Origin of the sequence: Leptospira kanakyensis, assembly GCF_004769235.1 — a bacterium.
Classification (GTDB): domain Bacteria; phylum Spirochaetota; class Leptospiria; order Leptospirales; family Leptospiraceae; genus Leptospira_A; species Leptospira_A kanakyensis.
The window spans coordinates 21,659-44,632 of record NZ_RQFG01000005.1; the positions used below are offsets into that span (position 1 = coordinate 21,659).

At 38.8% G+C, this 22,974-nt stretch carries 18 protein-coding genes; 6 read left to right on the top strand and 12 right to left on the bottom strand.

Annotated features, from left to right (window positions below; translation table 11 throughout):
* Positions 1-7: 7 nt before the first annotated feature.
* The 3 genes from EHQ16_RS00730 to EHQ16_RS00740 all read right to left on the bottom strand — a co-directional run bounded on the left by EHQ16_RS00730 (position 8) and on the right by EHQ16_RS00740 (position 3,072).
* On the bottom strand, positions 8-1,723 hold the full coding sequence (locus EHQ16_RS00730; protein ID WP_244241863.1) for a methyl-accepting chemotaxis protein: 1,716 nt from the start codon (positions 1,721-1,723) through the stop codon (positions 8-10).
* Positions 1,724-1,964: 241 nt separating this feature from the next.
* Positions 1,965-2,729: a GNAT family N-acetyltransferase gene (locus tag EHQ16_RS00735; RefSeq protein WP_135681208.1), complete on the bottom strand. Its 765-nt coding sequence runs from the start codon at positions 2,727-2,729 to the stop codon at positions 1,965-1,967.
* A 46-nt stretch (positions 2,730-2,775) separates the two neighbouring features.
* Positions 2,776-3,072, bottom strand: coding sequence for a hypothetical protein (locus tag EHQ16_RS00740; RefSeq protein ID WP_244241864.1), 297 nt, complete (start codon positions 3,070-3,072; stop codon positions 2,776-2,778).
* Between the two features lie 166 nt (positions 3,073-3,238).
* Between EHQ16_RS00740 and EHQ16_RS00745 the strand changes: the two genes are divergently transcribed.
* Both EHQ16_RS00745 and EHQ16_RS00750 read left to right on the top strand, forming a co-directional pair.
* Positions 3,239-7,105, top strand: coding sequence for a hypothetical protein (locus EHQ16_RS00745; RefSeq protein WP_135637252.1), 3,867 nt, complete (start codon positions 3,239-3,241; stop codon positions 7,103-7,105).
* Positions 7,106-7,265: 160 nt separating this feature from the next.
* Positions 7,266-7,799 (top strand): hypothetical protein, encoded by a 534-nt coding sequence (locus EHQ16_RS00750; RefSeq protein ID WP_244241865.1) that lies wholly within the window; start codon positions 7,266-7,268, stop codon positions 7,797-7,799.
* Between the two features lie 35 nt (positions 7,800-7,834).
* Here EHQ16_RS00750 and EHQ16_RS00755 read toward each other — a convergent pair whose 3' ends face one another.
* Both EHQ16_RS00755 and EHQ16_RS00760 read right to left on the bottom strand, forming a co-directional pair.
* Complete coding sequence (locus EHQ16_RS00755; RefSeq protein WP_135637249.1) at positions 7,835-8,476, bottom strand: hypothetical protein; 642 nt, start codon at positions 8,474-8,476, stop codon at positions 7,835-7,837.
* A 157-nt stretch (positions 8,477-8,633) separates the two neighbouring features.
* Positions 8,634-9,167, bottom strand: a complete 534-nt coding sequence (locus EHQ16_RS00760; protein ID WP_135637380.1) for a gamma carbonic anhydrase family protein — start codon at positions 9,165-9,167, stop codon at positions 8,634-8,636.
* 157 nt (positions 9,168-9,324) lie between these two features.
* Between EHQ16_RS00760 and odhB the strand changes: the two genes are divergently transcribed.
* From odhB to EHQ16_RS00775, 3 genes are read left to right on the top strand one after another with little or no spacing between them, the layout of a single operon-like run.
* A complete protein-coding gene (odhB, locus tag EHQ16_RS00765; protein WP_135637247.1) occupies positions 9,325-10,548 on the top strand; it encodes a 2-oxoglutarate dehydrogenase complex dihydrolipoyllysine-residue succinyltransferase in 1,224 nt (407 codons plus the stop codon).
* Positions 10,549-10,555: 7 nt separating this feature from the next.
* Positions 10,556-11,962 carry a dihydrolipoyl dehydrogenase gene (lpdA, locus tag EHQ16_RS00770; RefSeq protein WP_135637245.1) on the top strand — a complete coding sequence of 469 codons (1,407 nt, stop codon included), beginning with the start codon at positions 10,556-10,558 and terminating at the stop codon, positions 11,960-11,962.
* A gap of 34 nt (positions 11,963-11,996) precedes the next feature.
* The gene (locus tag EHQ16_RS00775; RefSeq protein ID WP_135637243.1) at positions 11,997-14,768 is read left to right on the top strand and encodes a 2-oxoglutarate dehydrogenase E1 component; all 2,772 of its coding nucleotides are present in this window, start codon (positions 11,997-11,999) and stop codon (positions 14,766-14,768) included.
* A gap of 79 nt (positions 14,769-14,847) precedes the next feature.
* Here EHQ16_RS00775 and EHQ16_RS00780 read toward each other — a convergent pair whose 3' ends face one another.
* From EHQ16_RS00780 to EHQ16_RS00810, 7 genes are all read right to left on the bottom strand, one after another.
* Positions 14,848-15,618 (bottom strand): hypothetical protein, encoded by a 771-nt coding sequence (locus EHQ16_RS00780; RefSeq protein WP_208742247.1) that lies wholly within the window; start codon positions 15,616-15,618, stop codon positions 14,848-14,850.
* Positions 15,618-16,739: a DegT/DnrJ/EryC1/StrS family aminotransferase gene (locus EHQ16_RS00785; RefSeq protein WP_135637239.1), complete on the bottom strand. Its 1,122-nt coding sequence runs from the start codon at positions 16,737-16,739 to the stop codon at positions 15,618-15,620. Before EHQ16_RS00785 ends, EHQ16_RS00780 begins: the two co-directional genes overlap by 1 nt.
* Before the next feature lie 12 nt (positions 16,740-16,751).
* Positions 16,752-17,177 (bottom strand): hypothetical protein, encoded by a 426-nt coding sequence (locus EHQ16_RS00790; protein WP_135637237.1) that lies wholly within the window; start codon positions 17,175-17,177, stop codon positions 16,752-16,754.
* The gene (locus tag EHQ16_RS00795; protein WP_135637235.1) at positions 17,174-18,118 is read right to left on the bottom strand and encodes a PdxA family dehydrogenase; all 945 of its coding nucleotides are present in this window, start codon (positions 18,116-18,118) and stop codon (positions 17,174-17,176) included. The genes EHQ16_RS00790 and EHQ16_RS00795 overlap by 4 nt, the downstream gene beginning before the upstream one ends.
* A complete protein-coding gene (locus EHQ16_RS00800; protein ID WP_002989231.1) occupies positions 18,119-18,559 on the bottom strand; it encodes a bactofilin family protein in 441 nt (146 codons plus the stop codon).
* Between the two features lie 68 nt (positions 18,560-18,627).
* Positions 18,628-19,401, bottom strand: coding sequence for a hypothetical protein (locus tag EHQ16_RS00805; protein ID WP_135637233.1), 774 nt, complete (start codon positions 19,399-19,401; stop codon positions 18,628-18,630).
* Between the two features lies 1 nt (position 19,402).
* Entirely contained in the window at positions 19,403-20,602 is a 1,200-nt protein-coding gene (locus EHQ16_RS00810; protein ID WP_135637231.1) for an LBF_1011 family protein, read from the bottom strand.
* 48 nt (positions 20,603-20,650) lie between these two features.
* Between EHQ16_RS00810 and EHQ16_RS00815 the strand changes: the two genes are divergently transcribed.
* The gene (locus EHQ16_RS00815) at positions 20,651-22,918 is read left to right on the top strand and encodes a lytic transglycosylase domain-containing protein (protein WP_135637229.1); all 2,268 of its coding nucleotides are present in this window, start codon (positions 20,651-20,653) and stop codon (positions 22,916-22,918) included.
* Positions 22,919-22,974: the final 56 nt, after the last annotated feature.

The window sequence follows — 22,974 nt, forward strand, 5'->3', positions numbered from 1 at the left end:
AACAAAATCATGACGTGATTTCCATAACCTCTGGATTTCCGGTGTGATAATGTTCTACCAAATCCATAATTTTTTTGGGCTCAGAAACTACGAGCGAGCTCTTTTCATGGAGAGTTTCCGATTTATAGGCAATCACTTGTGCTTGTTCTGACAATCCAAGTAGGATATTTGAAATTTGTTTGGAAGCAAGATTTGCCTCTAAAACAGACTGATCAATTTGTCTCACCTGTTCTTCCACTGACTCTAATTTAAACTTAACTCTAGTGGATTCTTGAAGGTCATGATACAATGAAGCCGAAACCTTATTGGTGATTGATTTCATTTCGTGAAATAAATCGGAGAGAGAAAAGATTTCCAAAGATGCATCTTTCACTTTTGCAGATGTATCTTTGATTACTGCCATCGTTTCGTCTACATAGGTTTTTATTTCTTCTGCGGAAACCCCAATTTGTTCATTCAAATTCATCATTTCTTTTGCCACAATGGCAAACCCGGCACCCACATGACCTGCCCTGGCAGCTTCAATAGAAGCATTTAACGAAAGCAAGTTGGTTCTATCTGCAATTTCTGTAATAATAGAAACAATATTCAAAATTTTATTTGAAACTTGTTTGATGGCATCAATCCCTTCCAAAGAATCTGAAATTTTTCTTTTACCCAAATCAGCTTTTTCCGTAGATCGAAGAGACAAATCGCCAAGGCCCTTTAATGCATTTTGTGTTCCATTTAAGTTTTGGTTCACCGCATTCATATAATCTTTCATATCTGACATGATGATGGAATGGTTTGTTGTAATTTGTTTGATATTCGCAAGAGCAGAAGTCAATTCTTCCATACAGGCAGCGGCTTCTTCACTTCCTGATGCCATTGAATGTGTGGATGTAAAAAAATGATTCGTTAGATTTGTCAACTCTTCGGAAATCCGAAGAGAAACATGAGTTGCTTTTTGAATTTGAGATATGATTCCCCAAAGATTGATACTCATACTCTTCATGGAAAGTAACATAATTTTTACTTCGTCTCGGCTATCGTTCTGAAAATGATCAGGGTATTGGAATCTTCCCGAAGAAACGGAAATTACGGATTCTGTAGCTTTTTGTAACTTTCTATTTTTTTTAGAGAGAACAAATACAAAAGCAGAGGAAATCACTGTTTGTAATAAAAATAAATTACCACAAAACAAAGGAGTTTTTGGTAAATGGAAGAGAAACAAAACCAAAAAAGGCAAAGAACTTAAAATTACAAAAAAAACATCTACCGGTTTAATGGTTCTTCCATTTTTAATCACTTTCCCTTTTTTGTTCAATAAAAATGGTTTTTCCCCCATTTTTTGGTATAAGTTATTATAAAATTCTTTTTTATCATCTGCTAGTTTTTTTCTAACAGAAACATAACCTACAACTTTCCGTTCTTCATTCAAAATTGGTGTGATCGTTGCATCGACCCAATAGAAATTTCCTGATTTGGCTCTGTTTTTGACAGCACCCGTCCAAGGAAGGCCGGCTTTTATATAATTCCAAAGTTCTTCAAATACTACCTTAGGCATATCAGGATGCCTAACTATGTTATGCGGTTTCCCTATCATTTCTTCTGCAGAATATTCTGATATTCTAGCAAAATCGGGAGATACATAGGTGATTAGGCCTTTTGCATCAGTGCGACTAATGATCACATCCGAATCGGTAAGGACATTCTCGATCAAATTCACTTTTACATTTTTCAAATTTTTATCTCCAATCATGATATTGGATCAAATACTAACTGGGCCGATACAATCCCTAAACTTAGTATCATTCAACTAATATCAACTAACGTACTATATAGCAGGAGTAGACGATTTTGTAGCAAGAAGGTTGTCATTTTTTTATCCCCGATTGACCTTGATATTTGTCAATAAGGTCTAGGGGATTCTACGAATCTATTATTGATTCATAAGAACTCATTTTGTGTTTTAGAAAAATAGTTTAAAAATCTAAATCGGCAAGGAGGGTTTCGAATTTTTTTTCGGTCATCAATTCATGAGTTAAAAATACTCCATTATAATAAACCCCAGAAGTTCCAAACGGGCTTCCTATGGACTGCGCATCTTTATAACTTTTTAATTTTTTAATCTCAACGGGGAATTTATTTTTCTTAGCTAGATTAGCAAGTGAGACAATGTATTCTTCCATAAATGGACATTGGTTTGAATAGATAAATGCAAATCCCTTCTTATGGGAATTAAGTTTTGATTTTGTATGTCCCGAAAAGGAAGGAAGTTTCGCTTTTTGGTTTAGCTTTAACACAAGTAATTCGAAATAAGGCGGTGCCGTATCCACAAGCTCAAACCCGTGTTTTAAATAGAATTTTTTATCAGTCAAATATGGTTTTACTTGATTGCTAGTAACCACAGCAATCCCATCCATTTTTTTCTGTTTCGCATCACTCATACACTCATTCAGTAGTAAAGTAGAAAGACCTTTTCCTTTAAATTGACCCGAAACCCAAAGACAATGGATCACCATAAAATTCTTGCCAACAATTGGTTTCCAGACTTTCTCAATGGGCATATATTCTATGAATACCTTCCCCCTTTCATCCAAACGTTTGAAGATAAGACCCTCATCAAAACGATCCTGCATCCATTGTTTTTTGGATTCTGCCCTGGTTTTATTTTTTAGATCGTTTCCAATTGCACAACAAATATGTTCATTATCAATATTGTCTTTATCTATGCCAATGAGTCTCAATGATATCACAGAAATCAAAAGACGTAGAAAATAGCAAATCTATTGGTTAATTTGAATACAAAGCGCCCACGCAGGTTCCACAAATATCAGAATCGGCATTAGCAGATTTTGCCACAGCCACTCTAATTTTTTTTAGATCCAATCGTAATGATGATTTTTCCATCGTATGTTTGGAAGGATCAAATCCACAAGGGAAAGACTTCAATCCACCCTTCTCTACTTGGATATGTGCTAGTTCTACATTTTCAAAACGAATGAGTGTATACAAATTTTGCCCTCTTGCGTTACAAGAATCATATTTAAATCGATAAGAACCATTACAAATAAAAAATTCACAATTCATCCAAATCGAAACGACTGGAACAACTTATAATAAATCAAAAAAACGAATATAATCGTTTACTTTATTAGGTGGGGAAGTCGAATATTTCTATAAATAGAGACAAGGAAAATACTTCAAGTAGGCCTTATCTGATTTTTTTATTAATAACTACATTTTCATTAATCAAATGAAACTACCACTTTCATACATAGCACAAGAAAAATTAAAATCTCTAAGCGAAAGATTTAGCTACTTGGCACATAATCCGCACTTCACTTCTACCGGCTATGTTGACCAAAGGATAAAATCCGAAAATCTTAAATACAACCTGTCAATGATTATTTCTCACATAATAATCAAACTCAATATTCCAAACAAAAGCGTTGATGTCTTTAAAAAAATTATAACAGAATATAATGAATCTGAGGACAAAAGTTTAACCCTTGAAGATTTTGAAAAAGTTGGCTGGATAAGGATTATTTATGGGGAGGTAGTAATCCCTCAATCAATTAACAGCCTCATCTGGAGAATTGACAATTCATCAAAACGAGATGAGTCAATTAATTTCCCAATAGAAAAGACAGATTTAGTTAATTGCTTACGAATTTATTACAAAGCCAACTTAGAAGAAGAAAGATTTATTATTCCGAAGTCAGATCTGGACTTTATCTTGAATAGATACTCGCCAAACGATGTCACGATAGCAATGTTAGAGGAAAGAGGAATAATCGCAATTGACAAGAAAGATAATTCATATTATTGGCAAGTCAAAAATGAATACTCTAAAAGTTTAAACTATGAGATTGCCTCCACACTTTGGCTGTTAATTGGCGGAGAAAATGCGACGAGTAAAGAATTTTCAATATATGCAAATTTAATCCGAGTAACTGAAATTTGGATTGATAGCTTTGAATCTCATTTGGACAGAAAAAACATCGACAAAATTGCAGAATTAGCTGAAAACTATTTATATTCCGAGGTTGATTTATTAAACTCTGGCCAAGAATTCAAAAAAATATATTTAGATACATTTTCCCATAATGGTAATTTCGAAGGTACGATTCCCAATATTGAAATTAACTATGACAATACTTTTGAATTCATAAAAAGCATAAAGACTCAAAACATAATTTTTCAAGAGTTCTTTGGACACCAAAATGCACGTGAATTTTATTATTTAATATTACGAATTATAATAAACAGTAATTCCAAGAAACTACAAATCTTCCAAAAATTAATAAAAGACATAACGAGACCTTTCATAGTATGGACATTGTATGAAGATATTCCTAGAATTTTTCCTTTTGCAATCCCATATCTTTTGGATGATACAGATTTAATTCCTGTAGCATTTAATTTAATTGATGAAATAAGCGTTAATACGAGTTTTTTTATAGAACAATCGGACTCAAAAAAAAGAGAGGAAGAACGTCAGGATATTATAAATCAACTTTGGCTTGAATTGTTTGATTTCATCTTAGAACTTTTTTCTTCCATTCATACGGAAGACCAAATTAAAGGCGAAGCGATTGCGAAAATATTAATACCACTGGTTCAGAAAGTATTTAAACCTAATGCAGGTAATCGACATTACATTATTTCTCATAATGCATTAAAAAGACGTTATGACGAAGCGTTAAAAATACTAAGTAATAAAAGGATTCAACAATCGAACATTTATCTAAACCCTACGATTAGTCCCAAAATAATTAGTTCTACATTACCCTCTCTATCGGATTACATTAAACTTGAATTAGGATTAACATTTCAGCCGCAAATTAGATTCATTAATCTAAACTCCTCCATACTCCATTTATCAATAGAAGTTTTACGACTCCTCAACTCGCGATTCGAAGAAGGTGAATTGAATGAAAAAAATAAACAAATACTTACAAAAGCCAAAACAGAATTAGTATTTTCACTAAAAGACCATATAGCGGAGTTTCATTTTCAAAACGAAATCAATACAAGTGGTAACGAAGGAAATATAAATAAAAGAAAATACAGAACAAATCTATTTGAGTTTGGTATAGAAATCATAGATTGGGGATATTTATTTTCCCATTTTGCCAAATTGAACCTTTTAGAGGCATTTCATAGTAACTTCGTAAAAAGTATAAATTTTGATATCATTACCAATAAATATAGCGAACAAAACAAAGAGCAATCAGAAAAAATTAAACTCTATTTAAAAGCAATGATGGTGGGCTTTATTTCAATCTGCCAAAAGAAAACTATATATGAAACGGAAGAACTACCGACAAGCAATACTCTTATTCAGATTGAAAAATGGATAAAAGAATTATCCCTACAATATTCATTAGATGATTTGCCTAATAAAAAGGTAGATGTTTTTAAAGAAATAAATACTGGCTTTGGATATGATATTTATTTTCAACGTTTAACCATTCTTCTTTATAAAAGTATCAATTATTTCACAATTGAAAATTCAAATGAGTTCATTATTGAATTTTTTGCTTCAAGTAACGACATCGGAAGAATGCTGGCTGCCATCAATATACTCGACTCAAAAGAACAACAAAAAATAATATCTCAAAGAATTTCTTCGATAAACTTGGATATTTTTTTGGAAGAAGTGTTTACGACAACTGAACTTCAATACGTTTCAATTGAAGCTGCTAATTCCGAAAATCATTGGGAACTAGCGAAACCAATGATAGAGAGAATCCAAAACCATTATAAAAGGGTTAATTACACTGACGAAAATAGAGACCTCATCCTATTCGAAATCAACTTATTATTAGCTTTTAAAGAGAGGGATTTTAACAAACTTAACAGCATCGAAATTTCCCAAAAACAAAACATCAATAAGGAAACTTTCAAAAAAAGGGATAAGATAAAGCAATACTATACGGCTTTATTTATATTATACAATGATAAAAACTATGACGAGGCAATCAAATTATTCAAATCACTTCTATCAAAAGATACAAAGAATACCAATTTAGCCTATCATTTATATAGAGCAGAGACCCTCAAGGCAATAAGTGCCATGAATACCGAATTTTTAATTGAAGCAAATCAAAATTGGGAAAATTTCACTAACCTTCTTTCCGATAATGAAAAAAATGGACTATCTGAATTATCTGAATTAGTAGCGCTCAATAGCCTGCACTATTTGGCCGCTACTAAAAATACGAGAGCCTTCGACCAGACGATGAATACGCTCTCAAAAAAATTCTTATATGAATTAGAAATTATACCCACTGTATATTATTTTTTTATTCAGAGGGAATTGCATGAACTTGCTTTTGATTATATTCAAGATGCAAACGAATTTCTTTTGAAAAACGGAATGGAGATAGAATCTAACATCAAAGATTTGTTTTCAAACTCTGAAAATGATCAATTATTTAAAAAGTTTAAAATTAGCCTTGAAAGAATTAGAAACCTCTCTCCATCAAAAATTCCGAACATTTCACCAGACATTATAAACAACAAAAAAAACTTAAGCGACTTTATCCTAAATGAAATTATCCAGTGTTTAAAAATAGTTCAGGAAAAAAAAGAGGCCTTAAGACAAATCACTCATGAGAACAGATTCAATGACTTTCTACAAGCGATCTTAAGATTTCGCTTTCCTTTTTGGGGATGGACAATTACTGACCAGTCAAGACTCGGCACATCTAGCGATGGTGCAGATGCAGGAAATGCTGATTTAGTTATCCAATCTGGCGGTGGCGAGAATTTCGCTTTGATTGAAGCCTTTATTTTAAGAGACAAAAACTACACGAAAACGCATATTTTAAAGTGCCCAAAATACATTTCCAATATAAAGAGATATTATATTTTAGTTTATTTTTTAGGCGAACCTACTGCTCTTGGGGGCAAATGGAACCAATACAAAACGGATGTTTCTTCAATCACTTACCCTAATAATTTTGCCATTAATCCGATAATAGGGATTACCGATTTGGATAAGGAATTTGAAGATGCGGTAAATATTAAAATTGGAAAATCTATTCACGGAGAAAATATTGAGATGTTCCACATTATGATTAATATACAAACAGGATCGCCCAAGCAAACTTAACATTCTCTCTATTGCAATTTACAAAAATAGTTTTATGGATTAAGGGCTAAGGTATCAAGTTTGTATTGACTTTTTGCCAATACAAATATCAAATTAATCGTTAGGTGAATGTTTTCGTAACAAACCAAGGAAATATATAATGAAGACTCGTTTGCTGTTCATGTTTACACTATTTTCGTTAACATTTGTTAACTGTTTTTATGGGGTTGCAAGATTCGGATCTACGGAATGGGTAGACGAGTCCTTCGAAATTACCGAAGAACGAAAAATTTTTAAACATGCTTCTGACTTTCGTAACCCACCCGTTTATTCCAAAGCAGATATCATTGCCAAATGGGGGGAACCATCTACTTCAGGGAAAGAAGCAGTTTGCGATTATATCGCTTACAGGGACGGGTTCGAGTGGAATATCATCGGCGCCATGATTTGGATCATACCCATCCCTCTTTTGATTTTACCTACCGGTTTTGATTATGTAAGAATCTACTTCAAAGAAGAAAAAAGTGTGGGACTCACAACAGCCCACTATGCAGAAACGCATGCCATTGGTTATGGATGTGGTGATAACTCCTGTGGTTTCATTCGAGGACAAACTTCAGACTATAGATCTCGAAGGAAGAAACCAACGGTTTGTATGGTGGCGGAGCGACCAGAACCCCAACCCCAACCCCAACCTCATCCTACTGGCGGATGAACTCTCTAAAATACAATAGAATGTATCTGTTAACTCTACAATTCAATCATATCACGACTGAGGGATAACATCTTTTCTAAGAAAAGAGGGTTTTCTTTACAATCGTTTACGAAATCCGTTTCAAACGCTTCCACTAACAGGCGTATGGAGGCGTTAGAGATAGCGTCATTACCTCCTCCATCAAATGATTTGGAAACAATCGGCAATACAATGTAAAAAGGAATCGTTAACCAGGAAATAATCCTTCTTCCTCGGATTGGGTAGGTATAATCTCGGATAATTGTTCTATTTTCTTTGTCATAGATGGTAAAGGTGACACTGGAATGGGATTCTTCAAAAGAGGGAAATACACCGAATGTGATAAGGAATAGAACTACAGAGATTCCGGCGTGATTGTATCCTGTTGTTGTTGTGTATGTTAAATCTAATTTGGATGTTTTGCTTAAAACAAATAATTTTGATTTTGCCAATTCATACTCTACAACCGATGAATTGTATAAATTTGTTTTCCCACCTTCCTCGGAACGAATCAGATTGAATCTGATCTTTCCTTTCATCGAAGTATCGTTTGTATGAACACTCGGAGAGTTTTTTTTCGCTAATGAAAAATAGTGTAAATTACAAGAGAGAATGAAAGTGAAAATAAAAACTAGATTTACATTTAAAAATAATTTCATGGTTCCCTATGTTTTGCAACTACGCATAACCTAGTGCAAGCTGATTTCAAAGATAAGGTAAGAATTGACACCAACCAATGGCTGCACAAGGGATAGAAGCGGAAATCCTTATCGCAGAATGCGATAAGATTGGAGCGAATAGCCCGGTCCCTTTCCTTTAGGAAAGGGATGTGCCCCCAATTCCTTCCGCCCGATAGTTTTCTTTATACTTCGCATAGTTGTTTGCCGTGCGGGTGATGATCTCCCTATCTTTGTCTGTGATGTCTCGGATGATTTTGGCCGGGCTACCCATAATGAGAACTCCCGGGGGAATTTTTTTTCCAGGGGGAACGAGGGAGCCTGCACCCACAAAAGACCATTCCCCAATTTCCACATCATCCATAAGCATAGCCCCCATCCCCACAAAACTATGGTCTTTCAAAACACAACCGTGGATGGTTGCATGGTGGCCAATGGATACATAATCCCCAATCGTGACAGGATACAAATCTCTTGCCACATGTACGAGAGTCATGTCTTGGATGTTCACATGTTTGCCAATAGTGATGGTATTTACGTCACCACGAAGCACGCATTGGAACCAAATGGAGGACTCTTCGCCAATCGTGACTTTTCCAAGTACATCAGCTGAGGGTGCCACCCAGGCCGTAGGGTGGAGGGAAGGTGTGTGGCCTTGGAAAGAACGGATCATACTTGCTAAACATCGGGGAACGAACTGAAACTCAAGGTCTTTTCGTTTTTCCGCTTGCGTTTTTACCTTCGCGCAAGTTACCGTAGTCTTAGATTCAAATGGGATCTCTCTCCTCAAAAACGCTATTTTTCTCTAAAAACCTGCCAAGGAATATTTCATGCCAATAGATATCAAAGTCCCCGAGATGGGGGAATCCGTAACCGAAGCAACCATCAGTGCTTGGACCAAAAAAGAAGGCGATGCCGTAAAAGTAGACGAAGTGCTCGCTATTTTAGAAACAGACAAAGTCTCATTAGAGATTCCTGCTCCCACTTCCGGGGTTTTGAAATCCATCACCAAAAAGGTGGGAGATGTGGTTCATGTGCGTGATATCATGGGCACCATTGAAGAAGGTGCTGTGGCTTCGGCTCCTGCTAGTTCCAGCGCTCCCGCTCCGAAAGCAGAAACACCAAGTGCCCAACCTAACACAGGAAAAGTGAACGAAGAACTTCCTCCTGCGGCCCGCAAACTCATCGAAGAAAATAAGTTAGACGCCTCCAAAATTACAGGGACTGGCCGCAACGGACAAATCACAAAAGAAGATGTCATCCTCTTTATGGAAAAAGGTGGCGCTAGTGCCTCTGCACCTAAGGCTGCAAGTCCTGAGATTCCAAAAGCGGTTGTCGTTTCTGCAAATGCAGGTCCTAGAGAAACTGTGGTTCCGATGACGAAACTTCGCCAAACAATTGCGAATAGACTCGTGAGTGCGCAACACACGGCAGCCATCCTCACTACGTTCAACGAAGTGGATATGTCTCCGATTATGGAACTTCGCAATAAATACAAAGACAAGTTCAAAGAAACTCACGGTGTGGGTCTTGGATTCATGTCTCTTTTTACCAAAGCAGTAGTTGCTGCTCTCAAAGCTTATCCAGCCATCAATGCAGAAATCCGCGGAACAGACATCGTCTACAAAAACTTCTATGATATCGGAGTGGCTGTGGGTGGACCGAAAGGACTTGTGGTTCCCATTGTTCGTAACGCCGACTTACTCAGTTTTGCAGGTGTGGAACAAGAGATCGCAAGACTTGCTGGCAAAGTGAAAGACGGCAAAATCTCTCTCGAAGATATGGAAGGGGGAACTTTCTCCATCTCCAACGGTGGTGTTTATGGATCGATGATGTCGACTCCCATCCTCAATCCTCCACAATCAGGAATTCTCGGAATGCACAATATCGTCAAACGCGCGGTAGTTGTGAATGATCAAATTGTCATTCGTCCTATGATGTATCTCGCTCTTTCTTACGACCACAGAATCGTGGATGGAAAAGAAGCGGTTCAGTTCCTTGTGAAAATCAAAGAAATGGTAGAGGATCCAACTAGACTCCTCTTTGAGGTATAAGGAATTTATGGAACAATATGATATCATTGTCATTGGTGCAGGTCCTGGTGGGTATGTGGCTGCGGTTCGCGCGGCCCAACTCGGCAAAAAAGTAGCCATCATTGAAAAAAGAAAAACTCTCGGGGGGACATGTCTCAACGTAGGTTGTATCCCTTCCAAAGCCCTTCTCGACTCTTCTGAAGAATATCACAAAACCAAACACAAATTAGCGGATCACGGAATCTCCGTGAAAGATGTCAAAATCGACATCGCTAAGATGATGGCTCGTAAAGACAAAGTAGTAAGTGAAGTGACATCTGGTGTTGATTACCTGATGAAAAAAAACAAAATCACTCGTTACTTGGGTCACGCAACTTTTGTTTCTAAAACAGAAGTTTCTATCACGGCAGAAGATGGAAAAAAAGAATCCATCTCTGGAACAAATATCATCATTGCTACCGGATCGACTCCGATTGAAATCCCTCCCCTTCCTGTGGATGGAAAAAATATTGTTACCTCTGACCACGCCATTGGTTTGGATTCCGTTCCCGAACACCTCATCATTGTGGGTGCCGGAGTGATTGGTCTCGAACTCGGATCGGTATGGTTACGACTTGGTGCGAAAGTCACTGTGGTGGAACTCATGCCACGACTTTTCGGAACTGCTGACCAAGCCATTGCCAGTCTAGCAGAACGATTGTTAACCCAACAGGGGATCAACTTTCTCTTTGAAACCAAAGTGCACGGTGCTAAGGTCAAAGGCAAAAAAGTAGAAGTGGAAATCGAAGGCAAAGACGGCAAAAAAACCATTCTCGAAGGAGACAAGGTTCTTGTTTCCATTGGTCGCCGTCCGAACACAGATGGACTCGGTGCCAAAGAAATTGGTGTCGAGATGACAGACCGTGGTCGTGTCAAAGTTGAACAGAATCAATTCAAAACCAACATTCCTAATATTTATGCCATTGGAGATGTGGTGGATGGCCCCATGCTTGCTCACAAAGCAGAAGACGAAGGGATTGCCGTTGCCGAACTCATTTGTGGAAAGTATGGCCATGTAAATTACAAAGCCATTCCTTGGATCGTTTACACTTGGCCAGAAGTGGCTTGGGTAGGGCTTGGTGAAGAAGAACTCAAAGCCAAAGGCATCGAATACAAAGTGGGTAAGTACATGTTCAAACCCAATGCTCGTGCCAAAGCCATGAACGAAACCGATGGACAAGTGAAAGTCATTGCCGACAAAAAAACGGATAAACTCCTCGGGGTTTATATCGTAGGTCCAAGAGCGTCTGATATGATTGCCGAAGCTGCGATTGCTTTTGAATTTGGTGCCAGTGCGGAAGACATTGCTCGTTCTACACATGCCCACCCCACTCTTTCTGAAGTACTTCGGGAAGCGGCGATGGATGCTGATGCGAAATGGTCCATCCATTCGTAATTTAACTGTTGTTTTGTTGTTTTAGGGAGAGTATATGACAACCGACCAGATGATGAGTTTATACGGCGATAACGTCGTATTATTGGAAGAGTATTACAAACAATTCAAAGAAGATCCGCAAAGTCTCTCAAAAGACTGGATCGACTTTTTTGGGGAACTTGAAAGGACTTCCCTGTCTAGTAATGGAACAAGTAACGGGAACGGATTTAACGGAAATGGATATGTCAACTATGCATCCACCGAACACCGAAAAGGTTCTTCACTCAGCGACTTCGGGATCATCAACCTTCTCAATGCTTACAGAAGACAAGGTCACTTAGCGGCAAACCTCGACCCACTCGGAATCAACAAACCAAACCGCGAATTCATCGATCTCAAAATTGGCGCACTCAAACAAAGTGACTTAGAAACAGAAGTGGATTCTGGAATTGCCAATCTTGGGAAAGCAAAACTAAAAGACGTCATCGATTGGTTTGAAAAAACCTACTGCGGATCCATCGGTTGTGAACACTACTACCTTGTGAACGATGAGGAACGTGAGTGGTTACAAAATCGTATGGAACCTCTTGCCAACAACGAACCTATTAGCAAAAAAACTGCCTTACGTTTGTTTGAAAAACTTTACCAAGCTGATAGTTTTGAAAACTTCCTCGCCAAAAAATTCGTAGGGAAAAAGCGATTTTCCCTCGAAGGTGGGGAAACCATGATCCCTATGCTTGATACCCTTGTGGAAGAAGCAGGTGGTCATAAAATGGATGCCCTTGTGATTGGTATGGCACATAGGGGACGTTTGAATGTTCTTGTGAATATCATTCGTAAACCAGCGGGCCTTATCTTTGCTGAGTTCGAAGAAAAACTAAACCCAGGGCAACTTGGTTATGCAGATGTTAAATACCATCTTGGGTATTCGAACAATGTCATGACCCATTACGGAAAAGAAGTCAAACTCTCTCTTGCCTTCAACCCTTCTCACTTAGAAGCCGTAGACCCTGTGATCTTTGGATCGGTTCGTGCCCGCCAAGAAATGGCAAAAGACGTAGACCGTTCTAAGTTTATGCCTGTGGCCATCCACGGGGATGCTGCCTTTGCCGGACAAGGTGTGGTGGCAGAAACTCTCAACATGATGAACCTAGATGGTTATACGGTGGGGGGAACTTTCCATATTGTGATCAATAACCAAATTGGATTTACCACTCTTCCTAGCGAATCCAGATCTACCTTGTATGCAACAGACCTTGCCAAAGGTTTCCAAGTCCCTATTTTCCATGTGAACGGAGATGATCCGGAAGCCACTTACCGAGTCACAAAACTTGCGTTAGAATACCGTCAAAAATTCAAAAAAGATGTGATCATCGATCTTATCTGTTACAGAAGGCTTGGACATAACGAAACAGATGAACCAACCTTCACACAACCACAGATGTATGATATCATCAAAAAACATCCCAAAACCATCAAACTTTATGAAGAGAAATTATTGCAACGTGGGGACATCACTCAAGATGAAATCCAGTTCATTAAAGATGGGATTGCCCAAGGCCTCGAAGATTCTTTCCAACAAGCCAAAGAAAAAGACACTCGGATCACAGTCGATACACTGGGTGGGGTTTGGTCTAGATACACAAAAGAACCTTTGGATTCCGATGTCCATACCCAACTCCTCCAACAACAATTAGGTGGAATTGTCAAAGCAGTCACCACACTTCCTGAAGGTTATACAGCCAATCCAAAACACATTAAAGTTTTGGAAGACCGTAAAAAGATGGGAGCTGGGGAATTACCAATTGATTGGGGTTTTGCAGAATCACTCTCCTTTGGATCCATTTTGGAAAACGGATTTCCGATTCGCCTCGGGGGACAAGATGCACAAAGGGGAACTTTTTCTCATAGACATGCGACTCTTTCCGATATTGCCAATGGGAAAAAACTCACCCTTCTCAATCATATCAGCGACAAACAAGCCAAGATAGAAATTGTAAACTCCTCTCTTTCTGAATATTCCTGCCTCGGATTTGAGTATGGTTATTCCCTTGCCGATCCGAATAGCCTTGTGATGTGGGAAGCTCAGTTTGGTGACTTTGCAAACAACGCACAGGTGATTTTTGACCAGTTCATTTCGAGTTCAGAAATCAAATGGCAAAGGATGTCAGGTCTTGTTTGTTTACTCCCACACGGGTATGAAGGCCAAGGTCCAGAACACTCTTCTGCAAGGCTTGAAAGGTTCTTACAACTTTGTGCTCTCGACAATATCCAAGTGGCAAACCTAACAACACCGGCTCAGTATTTTCATATCCTTCGCCGCCAAATCTTACAAAGTTTTAGAAAACCGCTCATCATCATGACACCGAAGTCACTCCTTCGTTTGAAAGATGCGGCTTCTAGTTTGGAAGACATCACAACGGGTGCATTTAGAAAAATCCTTCCTGATCCAGTGGCAAAACCTGAAAAAGTGGAGAAGTTACTTTTCTGTTCGGGAAAAGTATACTACGACATACGTAAGGCGATCGATGCCCAAAAACTGGAAAACGTGGCGGTGGTTCGTATCGAACAACTTTACCCGTTCCCAGAAAACCATATCAAACAAATGATCACCAGTTACGGAAAACTGAAAAAGTTTGTATGGGTACAAGAAGAACCAAAAAACCAAGGTGCTTGGTTCTTTGTTCGAGATCGAATTGAAGCGGTGATGCCGGAAAACAAACGCCTCCATTACGCAGGTCGTTCTGAGTTCCCAAGCCCTGCTTGTGGTCACGTGGTCACTCACTTAAAAGAACAAGAAGATTTAGTAAAGGATGCTTTATCTTAAAAGATAAAACATCCGAATCTAAGGACAGATCAATTGTTTTGAATGAGAAACCTTGAGAGAAATCTCAAGGTTTTTTATTTTAAGGATTAGGATTTGCTGGTGTGGTTAGAGCTTCTAATGATCCGCTCAAAACCCCTTTGGCTGAAGTGACATCATAATCAAAAATATGAATTTTAGGTTCTGGTTCGGGGAGTTTTTTCCGTTTGTTCATTTGTTTATCAGGATTTTTTCCCAGAATTAAAGTTAGGTGATTTTTCGAGGAGTTATAGATCAACTTTCGAAAATGAAATCCAAGAGGGAGGACAGTTTGTAAACCACTGGTTTCAGGATCAAAAAGATAAACCAATTTATGATCCTTATAATTCAAAACCCCATCCAAATTACTATCTTCTGTCACGGCAAGGATGATGATTTTTTTCTCCAAAGAAAGAACATCTTCTTTAGGATCATCGATTGTGTTCGAAACTGTTTTTTTGGCAAAGTCTCCCACAAAAAAATCCCAAATGTAAACATCATGTGGGAAAAGTTTTTGCACCTTTCCATCTTTTAAATTGATAGAATATAAATTTCTAGCGTGAGATAAAATCCCATCAGGACCAAACCCACCAGACTCAGTCACAAGACCATGGGGATAGATAAAGTATTGTTTCCAATAGATCTTTCCATTCCCATCTTCTAAATCCAAAGTATCCGATGGTTCGGGAGTGTTATCTTTTTCTTTAGACTCGGGAGTTTCTACTGTAACTTCATACCCATCGTCATAGAGGCGCCAACTTTTAGATAAACTAAAAGTAAGCACCGCAAGGATGAGTAAAAAAAATAGAAATACTCCGACTCTAAACTTTTCCATCATTTGGTCGCGTTATAGGCTCTTATCGCGCTAAACACTTCATCAAGCTCTGAATCTGTCATATAAGCAAACAGAGGGAAGTTCAGAACAGATTTAGAGATTCTAGCTGCATTTCCATCCTTTCCAAATCTTTCGATTAAATATGGTTTTGCACCTGGTTGGTCAGACATAGCCCCTGGATAGATATTTCCAAATCCAATTCCTTTGTCTTTAAGAACAGCTTCGATTTTCGGACGAACTTCTGGATCCACCAAAGTCACGTTACAGTATCCGTTTTCCTCATACCCTTTAGGTGGTTGGATGACACCAATTCCAAGACCTGGAAGTTCTTTGTAGTATACGTTTTGTGATTTTTTACGAGAATCAATTCTTGTTTGCAGATGTTTTAAAGATAAATTTAAAAAAGCAGCTTGCAGGGAATCAAGTCTTGAGTTCCAACCCACAAGTCCATGTTCATAATGAGAAGTTCTTCCGTGGTTCACAAGGCGGCGTGTCACAATCGATAATTCTTCATCGTTTGTAAATACAGCACCACCATCACCAGCAGCGCCTAACACCTTCGCAGGATAAAAGGAAGTCGTGGAGATAAGGGCGTCTTTGTAGATCGACTTTCCGTTGTATCTCACTCCAAAACATTGTGCCCCGTCTTCAATGAGAGCCACGTTTTTTTCTTTGCAGAACTTACGAAGTTCTTCAATTTTTGCCGTTCCCCAGCCATACAAATGAACCACAAGAGCAGCCTTTGGTTTTACTTTTTCAACTGCTTCCTGAAACACTTGGAAGTCCATTTGTAAGTCAACAGGATTGGTATCAATGGTATAAGGATCACCACCCACATTCACAACGGCTTCAAAGGTAGCCCAGAAAGTAGAATCTGGTAACAAAACTTTATCACCACGACCAACTCCGACCGCACGAAGAGCGAGTTGTAAAGCATCAGTTCCATTGGCACAACCAATGGCATACTTTGTTTCTGCAAAGGAAGCAAGACCCGCTTCTAAATCGGTCACTTCGTTTCCACCGATAAACTGTGCGTTTACGGACATGGACTTTACTTTTTCATTCCAGGTGTCCAAAAATCCTGGTTCAAATCGTTTGATATCTATAAATGGAACTGCCATTGTATGCCCTTTTTATTTACTTATTGTGAAAATTTGATGAAGCCAACCATTGAACTCTTTGGAATACATAGTCCAAAGAAAAAATAATGCCCAATACAGAACCGTCCCATAAGCAAGTGCAGGGATCAAGGTTTTACTTAAGTTATTGGATGCGGAATAATAAATTCGAATGAGAACGAGAGGCCATAAAAAAAATAAAAATACGTAGATTGAATTTCCCATAGCGGAAATCCAAAGGAGAATCTCTGCTTTAGGATTTTCCTTCCAACGTGCGACCCCTTCCCAAAATTCAGGAAAGAACTGAACCAAATAAAAACAAAACACGAGAAAGAAAAAAAACTTCCAATGGGATTCCAAATCTCTCCGGAAAAGAGTGAGAAGGAGGCCCACAAACCAAATGAAAAGAACCGGAAAGGCAACAACTTCCAATAGTGTCATGAATTTGTTTTTGTATTCTCCGTGAGTCGTTCTAAACAGGAAATCAGTCCCGTTGGATCCGCGATCCCTTTTCCCGCAATGTCAAAGGCAGTACCATGGTCAGGGGACACTCGGGTAAAATCCAGTCCTAAGGTTATATTAACTCCCTTCTTCCCTTCAAGCAATTTAAATGGAATGAGGCCTTGGTCGTGATAACCTGCTAAATACAAATCGTACGCGCGAGCTCCTGGCAAAAAAGCAGAATCTGCAGAAAGAGGACCTTCAACAGAGAACTTTGCCTTTCTTAAGATTTGGGCACCGCCTGCAAGGATGGTCTTTTCTTCCTCTCCAATCTTTCCCCCTTCTCCTGCATGAGGATTGAGACCCAAATAGGCAATCTTAGGGTTTTTTAAAAACTGAGAACGAGAGAGAGCTTTGGTTAGTTCCTTCCAGGAAAACTTTTTTAATTCTTTCACCACATCCTTCAAAGGGACATGGGTGGTTAAGGGAATGACGTTTAATTTTTCCCCGGACATCATCATAAACGTAGGTCGTTTGTAATACTCTGCCAAGGTTTCTGTATGGCCTCGAAATCCTTTGATCCCTGCTTTCTGAACCCACTCTTTGGAAAGGGGCAAAGTGATGAGATCGGCTCCCAATTCCTTTTGTAAATCCATAGCCGCAAGGAGCGAATCATAGGCCATCTGACCGGATGTTTTGGAAGGTTTTCCCAGGACAAAGGAACGAGTTTTTTTAGAATCTGTCCAAGTGAGTGAATAAAATCCAGGTTCATTACTGGGTTTTGTTAAATTGGGGAGAGAAGGAATGTTTTGGTTATGGGGCCCGCGCACCAGATAGATGCGGTGGTGTTTCCCTAAGGCTAACAAATGAGGGAAGGCTGAAACCACAAGTTCGTAGTTGATACTTGTTGGATCGCCTTCCGAAATCAGAATGGTTTTCAATTATTCTTTTGCGTTTGGTTGTTTCCCAAAAATCTTCTCAACACTTAAAGAATCTTTTGAGTATTCCAATTCAATTAAGTCTTTCGCGCTGTGTTTGAGGTCGTTGGAAATCATACAACGTCCTTCTAGAATCACCCCATTTTGGATGATAAGCTCTGGAGTTTTGATATCTCCAAGAATTTTGGAAGTAGGAAGGAGCATCACGCGGTTTCTCGCAGTCACGTTTCCTGCGACAATTCCCTCTACAATGACACTGGCAGCAGTGATGTTGGTTTTGACCTTTCCGGTAACACCGATGTAGAGGTGTTCTGCTTGGAGGGATTTTCCCTCGAATTTACCGTCAATTTTTAAGGATCCATTGATGAAGAATTTACCGTTGAAGTAAGAATTCTCACCAATCGTTGAATTGGTAACTTCGGTCTGATTTTTGACTAATGCCATGCTGTTACGAGTCCGTGAATGTGATTTTTCACAGTGTCCTCGTTCCCCCCGGGAATGAAAAGGTTTTTTTACCCTCGAAAAGACGGGAGTCGAATCAAATCGCAAGCCTCTTCTGCAAATTCTTGAAATTCGCGAAGCCCTTCCATGATGGATCTACCTTCCAAAACCGTGGCCTTTTCAAACCTTGGATTGAATTTGAGCGGTTCTTCCATGTTCATAATGACATTATTTCCCTCTTTGATGTCCTTATTCACCGCAGTGAGGAAGTCCCTAAATTTACCTAAGGTTTCAAAGGACTCTGCTATGAAAATCCGGGACTGTTTATTTTTCATCCGGGAAAGCTGTTCACGAAACTCTTGTTTGTCGGCAGCGGCATACTCCTCAACAGTTTCCACAAGGATCTTCATGTTCCGACGTAAGTTTTCCATATACTTAAGAACCGAGTCTCTTTCCGTTGCATGAGAATAATCAAACTTGATATGAGCATCCCCAAGGATAGGAATGTATTCCAAATCCATAATATTCACAAGGGTTCCAATCTGATTGATTTCGCTATCATTCGAATTGGGTGATACTTTCATCACTGGATACTGAGAGATAATTTTGTGTTTGAGGTTTTCCGGATTTTCTTCTCTGGTTTTTGCATTCCGCATCGTCTGCTCTAGGTTATCCGGAATTCCTTCGGGAGATACCTCTTGCATACGGCGCCTATAACGTTCTATGTCAAAAGCTACTCGTTCCTTTTGCAGATCATTTTTAGCGTTTCGTTCAATTTTCTCCAAATTCCTTAGCATTTTCTGCAATTTGGAGAGTTCCATAATCTGTTCTTGCGAAAGTGGCATTTTATTCCCAACCCTCTGGAATGTTTGTAGATTCCCCAGTAGCTGTAAGTGTTCGTTCAATGGATTTCGAAAGAACTTCTTCACCGTTTGATTTCAAAACCCTCCAATACAAATTAAGAGCTAGAGGTAAATATTTGAGTCGTCCGGCTTTTTTATAAAAATCCAAAAAGTTTTGGTTTTCTTTTTTCACAAAACTAATACAAGCCAATTGTAAATTGATAAAATAAGAATAAGGTCTCTTAATCAGTTCGTTTTTTAGTTCTTCTTCAAACTTTTCTTTATCCGTTCGAAACCTCACAACTGTTTCCACAAAAGGATCCATTTGGTGAGTCAGTTCATAACCAAATCCATCACCATAAGTCCAGTCTCCACGTAAGTTCGTTTCCAATTCTACTTGGTAAGAATGAAATGTATCTAAAGGAAAATATCTTTTGGCATATCGTAGTGCGGGGAAAGCAGGGATTTTTCCAAGAGAAACCGAACGGAATTTTTGTTTTTCCCAATCTTCCCATTCCTCGTAAAATCCAATGAGAAACTTCCAGAACGGAAAGGTATCATTCCCCGTAAACCATCCGGTTTCGATTGCATGAAAGAGAACTCCTGAAATTTGCCAGTGAGAACTGGTTATGACTGCATCGGTAAGTGTTTTGAAATCTACAACGTCTTGATTCCCTTTTACATATTCAACTAACATATGCAATACGGAATTTTCAAATGGAACCTCAGAGGATTCCCAACCGAGCAAAAACAAAAACCTGCGATTGTCATCGGTTTGGCCAAAAAATTCTTTGGTTTTTAAAACCCAATTGCGAAACTCGCGGACATTTCCCAAATACAAAAAACTAAATCCGATTAACTCCCAATCTTCCCTTTCCATTTCTTCAAACTCGCGATTTTGGCAGAGTTTCCAAATCTGGGCCAAAGAATCTTTCGGAAAAGGACTCGGACTGATGAGTCTCGGATCTGAAAACCGAATGTTTGCCTCATTTTCGCCCAAAATGGAACAAAGGCTGAACCCCCCAGAAAAATCGGTCGATAGATAATATAGATAGTTTGCAAAACGAGACTGACTGCCTGAAAAGAAGGCACGTAAGTCAGGCCAAAGCTCCGGCAGCGTGGCCGTTTTTGGAATATTAGGCCTTGGATGGAATTCAATCCGATATTCCGGCCATTGCAGTTTGTATTCTGTTTGTAAGCTCATAAGGAGAGGAACCTTCCCTCTCTAAATTCGTAATCATAGGAAGTATGCATGAGGCATTTTTGGTTAGCAAGTAGAATTCTTCTCTTTTTCACAACATCCCTATTTGCGGAAACTGACCTTCAATATTTAATCAAATCTCATCAGTGGGGACAAATCGAAAACCACTTTCGAAATACAAATCCTTCCCGGGAAAGTGAAGTTTATAGCCTGATCGAATTCCATGAAAAATCACCTAACGGGGACAAGGAGAAACGATTTCGGTATTTGATTTCCCTCGTTCGTGGTGTGTTTGTCACAGAATCCTCAGAAGAAGAAGTAAGAAAAATCCTGACACAAACCATGCCCTTCCAAACCACAATTTTTAAACTTAGTTATTGGAAGTTGTATACAGAAATCACACAAAGGAACTACCTCACCCCAGCCGAAAGAATCCAATACTTAAACCGATTGAATTTAGAAGAAGATCCCATTTGTCGTAGGTTACTCGATGAACTGGTTCGTCTCCTCGCAGCAAACAACCAATGGAAAGACATATTAGATAAAATTAATTCCGTCCAAGAATCTCACAGAAGATACCTTTTGACCGGGGACACTCAATACAGATATGGGAAAGCAAAACTTATCTTAGGTGATGAAAAGGCAGCGGTCGAAGAATGGTTGAGTTTATTACAAAGAGATGGACTTTCCGATTCTACGGTTCATTTGGTTGCCGCAGACTGGTCAAAATACAAAGGTTCTGGAAGTATATTACAACTGGCTCCATCCGAACTAACCTTATTACTTCCTGCCATTAGTAATAACGATAAAGAAGCCTTGTTTCGCACAAGACCCGAACTCTTTTCCACAAGACTTGCCTATTATGAAGGATTCAAACACCTCGCATCGATTTTAACAAAAACAGGAAAAATAAACGAACTTTTCCGTGTTTTACGAGCCAATAAAACCTTTGTAGATATGGATTCCGCTTATATTGTTAGCTTAGCTGATATTTTATACCAACAAAACAAATTCCAAAATGCCATTGAACTTTTAAAAACATTTCCAGGAAAAGATGCGGGTTATTACCGAGTCCTTGCTGCCACCTATGACAGATTGGGGGACCGTGAAATGTATTTTGAAAACCTAATTTTGTATTTAGGAAAGTATCCGTTTAATCTTTTTTACCAAGATCGTCTCATTGAATACCTAGTGGATCGAAAAGGAGAAAAATCAAATTATGCGCCGCTTGCAAAATTTGAAAGAGCACTCGCAGAAATCCCAAACCTTCCTGTCAAAGGCCGACTTGTGTATTGGTATTTACGTGCCCTAAAAGAAAATGGTGAAACTGACAAATTAAAAAAAGAACTCAAAAGATACTATGCCCTTTGTCCTGGTTCGTATTACACTCGGGTCATCCGCGAGGAATTTTTATCCCTCATCAAAGAAGGAAATAAACCTGACAATCCCACTTATAACAAAGAATATCTATTTGAATATTTATCTTATACGGCAGGGATCCCCGAAGAATCTTATGCCATCCTTGGTCGAAACTTAGGATTTGTGTATCCGAAAGATTCCTATGAACTGGGAAATAAACTGGGAGGGATGAGCTCAAGAATCCAAGGACACAAACTTCTGAATTTAGCCAAAGAATACTTCCGACTTGGCGAAGATAGTTTGGGACTGGGACTTGTTAGTTTTCACGTAAAACGGGAAAATCTTTCGGAGGAAGAAAAGGATGAAATTCTCGTAGGGATTGGTGACTTAACATATAATACGTATTACACGGCATTCCATACAAGATCCCTCTTAAAAAGGCATCTCATTCCCGATGACCCCATCCTTTTGCCAACTTCGCTCTCGGTACGAATGTATCCGAGACCCCACCAAAACATTGTCTCTCGTTATGCCCAAGAAAACGATATCTCTGAAGATAAAGTTTATGCTTTAATGCGCCAGGAATCCTTCTTTAAGGAAACGGCAACCTCAAGGTCGAATGCCCGGGGTCTCATGCAAATTATGCCAGCCACAGGTAAGGAACTGGCCTCTAGGTTGGGAATCACTTCCTATTCACTTTACGAACCAGAAACCTCCATCCGTTTGGGTACAAAATTTTTGGCCTATCTTTTGAAATCCAATGGAAACGAATTGAAATGGGCATCCATCGCTTACAACGGAGGCCCCGGAAATTTGCGAAAGTGGAAGAAGTCCGTTTACACGGGCGATTTTAACCATTTTTTGGAAGACCTTCCTTACAAAGAGTCGAGAGATTACTGTCGCATCGTGGTTTCGAATTTCTACGCATATGACATCATGAAAAAATACCATAAGTTGTAAAAAATGACTTTTCCCCACCCTTTCCTCTGTCTATCCTTTGAAATAGACAGAGATAT

Coding starts and splice junctions, on each gene's coding strand:
- odhB (WP_135637247.1), top strand. CDS start 9,325: ATGCCAATAGATATCAAAGTCCCCGAGATGGGGGAATCCGTAACCGAA.
- EHQ16_RS00775 (WP_135637243.1), top strand. CDS start 11,997: ATGACAACCGACCAGATGATGAGTTTATACGGCGATAACGTCGTATTA.
- EHQ16_RS00755 (WP_135637249.1), bottom strand. CDS start 8,476: ATGAAATTATTTTTAAATGTAAATCTAGTTTTTATTTTCACTTTCATT.
- EHQ16_RS00745 (WP_135637252.1), top strand. CDS start 3,239: ATGAAACTACCACTTTCATACATAGCACAAGAAAAATTAAAATCTCTA.
- EHQ16_RS00740 (WP_244241864.1), bottom strand. CDS start 3,072: ATGAATTGTGAATTTTTTATTTGTAATGGTTCTTATCGATTTAAATAT.
- EHQ16_RS00780 (WP_208742247.1), bottom strand. CDS start 15,618: ATGGAAAAGTTTAGAGTCGGAGTATTTCTATTTTTTTTACTCATCCTT.
- EHQ16_RS00815 (WP_135637229.1), top strand. CDS start 20,651: ATGAGGCATTTTTGGTTAGCAAGTAGAATTCTTCTCTTTTTCACAACA.
- EHQ16_RS00800 (WP_002989231.1), bottom strand. CDS start 18,559: ATGGCATTAGTCAAAAATCAGACCGAAGTTACCAATTCAACGATTGGT.
- EHQ16_RS00810 (WP_135637231.1), bottom strand. CDS start 20,602: ATGAGCTTACAAACAGAATACAAACTGCAATGGCCGGAATATCGGATT.
- EHQ16_RS00805 (WP_135637233.1), bottom strand. CDS start 19,401: ATGCCACTTTCGCAAGAACAGATTATGGAACTCTCCAAATTGCAGAAA.
- lpdA (WP_135637245.1), top strand. CDS start 10,556: ATGGAACAATATGATATCATTGTCATTGGTGCAGGTCCTGGTGGGTAT.
- EHQ16_RS00750 (WP_244241865.1), top strand. CDS start 7,266: ATGTTTACACTATTTTCGTTAACATTTGTTAACTGTTTTTATGGGGTT.
- EHQ16_RS00760 (WP_135637380.1), bottom strand. CDS start 9,167: ATGATCCGTTCTTTCCAAGGCCACACACCTTCCCTCCACCCTACGGCC.
- EHQ16_RS00785 (WP_135637239.1), bottom strand. CDS start 16,739: ATGGCAGTTCCATTTATAGATATCAAACGATTTGAACCAGGATTTTTG.
- EHQ16_RS00790 (WP_135637237.1), bottom strand. CDS start 17,177: ATGACACTATTGGAAGTTGTTGCCTTTCCGGTTCTTTTCATTTGGTTT.